Raw genomic sequence first — 3629 nt, 5'->3', positions numbered from 1 at the left:
AAGAGATTCCGTTTTCCGCGATTTTTCACGAAATCACCAGCCTTCCAGTTTCGAACATACTCGTTTTTAGTTAAGGGTATAGAGAGCGAAACAGCGGAGGAAAAAAGGTTTTTCCAAGGGCTCTCCCTCCTTTCCCGCCATGCGGGTGGGAGGAGGATCAAATGTATTTCATCATGGCCGTTTCATCGCAACAGTCCAGTTTCGGGCAGTTGACACAGTCAATCCACACTTTTTCCGGCAGCGTTGATTTGTCTACGATCTCAAACCCGCATTTTCGAAAAAACTCGACTTGGTAAGTAAAGGATATTAACCGCTTCACCCCGAGTCTGGCCGCCTCGTCGGCAATATGGTGGACGAGCAGGCGGCCGATTCCTTTCCCCATATGGTCAGGAGATACGACGAGCGAACGCACTTCCCCGAGATCGTGCCCCAGGATATGCAACCCAGCGGTGCCGACGATTTGGCCGTTCTCCCTGGCGACATACATGCATTGCAAGTGCTGATAGATGGATAGCAGCGAGCGGGGCAACACGAGTCCTTTTTTTGCATAGTGTTGGATGAGCGCGTGCATGTCTTTGACATCGCTCGTGACGGCATGGTCGATTTGCATTGGGATCCCTCGCGATCAATCGTCATTGTATATTTATAAATATACAATATTTTGTTTTTATATTCAACTACGGATTTTCGTTGGCTGGGGGATGTTTCTGCCAAACGCTTCGCGGCAGGAAGAGGAAAAAGAATGCCATTGTCGAAAGAATAAAGTGTTTTTTGGAAAGCAACAGGAATATGCATTGGATGATGGAATATTGGTCGATTGAATCGTATGGAAGTGTAGGGTTTTTCATGAAACGAGGGGGAAGGATATGAGCACGATTACCACGTTTGACAGTACGGTCGAAAGTTTGCTTGATTTGCTTGAAAGCATTCAGGAATGTCGAACACAGCTTCCTGATTTTCAGAGAGGCTGGGTTTGGGATGACGAGCGGATTCGGAATTTGTTGATCAGTGTTTCTCTCTCTTATCCGATCGGTGCGGTGATGATGCTCCAGACGGGAAATCCGAATGTTCGTTTTGCCTCAAGGCCGATCGAAGGGGTCGATAACGTGAACCAAGTGGAACCGGAACGGCTGATTCTTGACGGTCAACAGCGGCTGACGGCGTTGTTTCAATCATTGAAATTGAAAGCGCCTGTAGCGACAAGAGACAAGAGAGACAAGGCAATCAAACGGTTCTACTATATTGACATTGACAAAATGTTAGATCCGAACGTCGACCGAGAAGAGACGATCGTCAGTGTTCCGGAAGACCGGATCATTCGCGGACCGGGAGGGAGGGTTGTTCTTGATTGTTCTGACTTGGAGAAAGAATGCGAAGCGGGAATGCTTCCGGTGAATTTGCTTTTCGATCCTGCGGGGTTGTTGGCGTGGCAGACGCGCTATTNTTCGGATTCAACGAAAATTGCGGAACGGTCATTGAAGTGGCAAAAGTTGATGACGGACGTATTTCCCCGTTTTCAGCAATATCAAGTGCCTGTTATTATGCTTCGGAAGCCGACTCCGAAAGAGGCGGTTTGCCAAGTTTTTGAGAATGTAAACACGGGGGGCGTCTCTCTGACCGTCTTCGAGCTTCTTACCGCCACATTTGCGGCGGAAGATTTCAAGCTGAGGGATGATTGGGAAGAGAAGGAAGCAAAATTAAAGAGATCTGGAGAAATTTACAACAAAGTGTTGGCCGATATCAGCAGCACCGACTTCCTGCAGGCAGTTGCGTTGTTGGCCACGTACAATCGACGAAAAGCGGGGGACGGCGTGGCGGTCAGCTGCAAGCGGCGCGACATCTTGCAGTTGACGTTGGCGGATTACCAAAGATGGGCGGATCGGGTGACGGAAGGGTTTATTCAGGCGGCTCAATTTTTGCATGAGCAACATGTGTTTTCCGCGCGCGACTTGCCGTACGGCACCCAGTTGATCCCGCTGGCGGCCATTTTTGTCGAGCTGGGAAAAGAGGCGCACAATGTTTGTGTCCGTGACCGAATCGCCCGTTGGTATTGGTGCGGTGTATTGGGTGAATTGTATGGAGGAGCGACGGAGACGCGGATTGCCCGTGACGTGGTGGAAGTCGTCGAATGGATTCGCGGCGGTGCGGAGCCGACGACGGTGTGGGATGCCCATTTCGCCGCTGATCGCCTCTTCACGCTGCGCACGCGAAACAGCGCCGCTTATAAAGGGTTGCACGCATTGCTCATGAGGGAAGGGGCGCGGGATTTCTTATCTGGGGTGCCGATCGATATTCAGACGTATTACGGCGAATCGATTGATATTCACCATATTTTCCCTCGTGACTATTGCGAAAAACGGGGGATTGAGAAAGCGAAGTACGATTGCATTATGAATAAAACCCCATTGTCCTATAAAACGAATCGGATGATTGGCCGTGATGCTCCAAGTGTATATTTGAAGAAACTAGAGGAGAGGAAAGGCGTTTCGGCAGCGGTGTTGGATGACATCCTGCAAACGCATGTCATTGATGTGGCATCGATAAGAGCGGATGATTTTGACCAGTTTTTTGAAAAAAGAAGGCTGGCTCTGCTTGCGATGATCGAGCGGGTGATGGGTAAGAAAGTGGAGTGAGCGGGACGGGAGGATGTTGTAGGGGAGAGGTTTTGGTTTATATTTCAAGTTTCAAGGAAAAGGAACAAATGCCTTGGAACGACGTATTCGCAGGGAGATCAAAGGGGGAAAACTTGGTGGAAAAACCGGAACAGATACATTGGCTGCTGGACAGCAGACAAATGGAAATAGAATATTTATGAATTGGAAAAACTGGCGGTGCAACTGGCCGATATGCGAAGTTCGTTTGGATCGGAAGCTGTGCAGGGGTAGGGGGACGGAAAAAGGCACTTGTTATCGTTGGGGAGAGGGCATGAACCAACAGCTATTTGCGGAGGAAATGTGGAAGTCGTTGCTGGATAAGCTTTACGAAGGAAAAATGGTATCGACGTTCAAAGGGAAGGAAGCGTTTCGCGTTGTTTCGTTTTCCGATGAGGGGGTTATTGTGCGATTGAGTTCGAAGGAGAAGGAGGTGTTTCTAAGCAAGAGGGAGATGCTTAACGTGATTGAGAAGCTCATCGCCCATGAAGATGGCGTGCGGAAAAAAATGGTGGACCCGGAATTCCGTCTAAAGTTAGGGCTGTTTTTGCTTCACCCGTGGACGGAGAAAGTGGTGCGCCAGGAGGAGGGGAAACGCCGTCCGTATTTGTTGTTAACGGATGAAGCCCGTCAGCGATTGGCAAGCAGCGAGTAGAGGGATTGACACACTGGGAAGTGCGCTCGCTTTGGCGGCCAAAGGCCAAGGGAAAAGTCCGACTGTTGCTTGTTCCACACGCCAAGAGCCATAGGGAAAAGACCAGTGATAAGAGCCGCGCGGTTGCGGCTCTTTTGTGCTGCCTATTTGTCCATTTCCTTTGCAAGGTCGGCGACTTCGGCGACGGTCAGGCCGGTTCGTTTGGCGATCTCGTGAATGGGAAGAACATCAAGCAAATTTTTGGCGATTTCGATGGCCTTCCGTTTTTCCGTTTGCTTGATCGCCTGCTCCTTTTCTTGCATGACTCTTTGCACTGCTTGTTC

3 protein-coding genes and 2 pseudogenes are annotated in these 3629 nt (G+C 49.8%); 3 read left to right on the top strand and 2 right to left on the bottom strand.

What is annotated here, in order from left to right:
• Positions 1-157: 157 nt before the first annotated feature.
• Complete coding sequence (locus tag VU18_RS14370; RefSeq protein ID WP_011232754.1) at positions 158-610, bottom strand: N-acetyltransferase; 453 nt, start codon at positions 608-610, stop codon at positions 158-160.
• A gap of 256 nt (positions 611-866) precedes the next feature.
• Here VU18_RS14370 and VU18_RS20735 point away from each other — a divergent pair.
• The 3 genes and pseudogenes from VU18_RS20735 to VU18_RS20730 form a co-directional block, all read left to right on the top strand.
• Positions 867-1443 (top strand): annotated as a pseudogene (locus tag VU18_RS20735) (DUF262 domain-containing protein); the annotation flags it as partial.
• Between the two features lies 1 nt (position 1444).
• On the top strand, positions 1445-2633 hold a 1189-nt coding region (locus VU18_RS14365; RefSeq protein ID WP_236687418.1), incomplete at its 5' end, for a hypothetical protein.
• Between the two features lie 292 nt (positions 2634-2925).
• Positions 2926-3306 carry a hypothetical protein gene (locus VU18_RS20730; protein WP_236687417.1) on the top strand — a complete coding sequence of 127 codons (381 nt, stop codon included), beginning with the start codon at positions 2926-2928 and terminating at the stop codon, positions 3304-3306.
• Between the two features lie 143 nt (positions 3307-3449).
• Here VU18_RS20730 and VU18_RS20725 read toward each other — a convergent pair.
• A pseudogene (locus VU18_RS20725) lies at positions 3450-3629 on the bottom strand (transcriptional regulator); the annotation flags it as partial.

It is taken from the genome of Geobacillus sp. ZGt-1 (assembly GCF_001026865.1).
Taxonomy (GTDB): Bacteria; Bacillota; Bacilli; order Bacillales; family Anoxybacillaceae; genus Geobacillus; species Geobacillus thermoleovorans.
Note: the sequence above shows the minus strand (reverse complement) of the source record. Positions and strands in the feature narration are given on the sequence as shown.

Bases quoted from the DNA above. Each gene is read 5' to 3' on its own strand.
- VU18_RS20730 (WP_236687417.1), top strand. From the start codon at position 2,926: ATGAACCAACAGCTATTTGCGGAGGAAATGTGGAAGTCGTTGCTGGAT.
- VU18_RS14370 (WP_011232754.1), bottom strand. From the start codon at position 610: ATGCAAATCGACCATGCCGTCACGAGCGATGTCAAAGACATGCACGCG.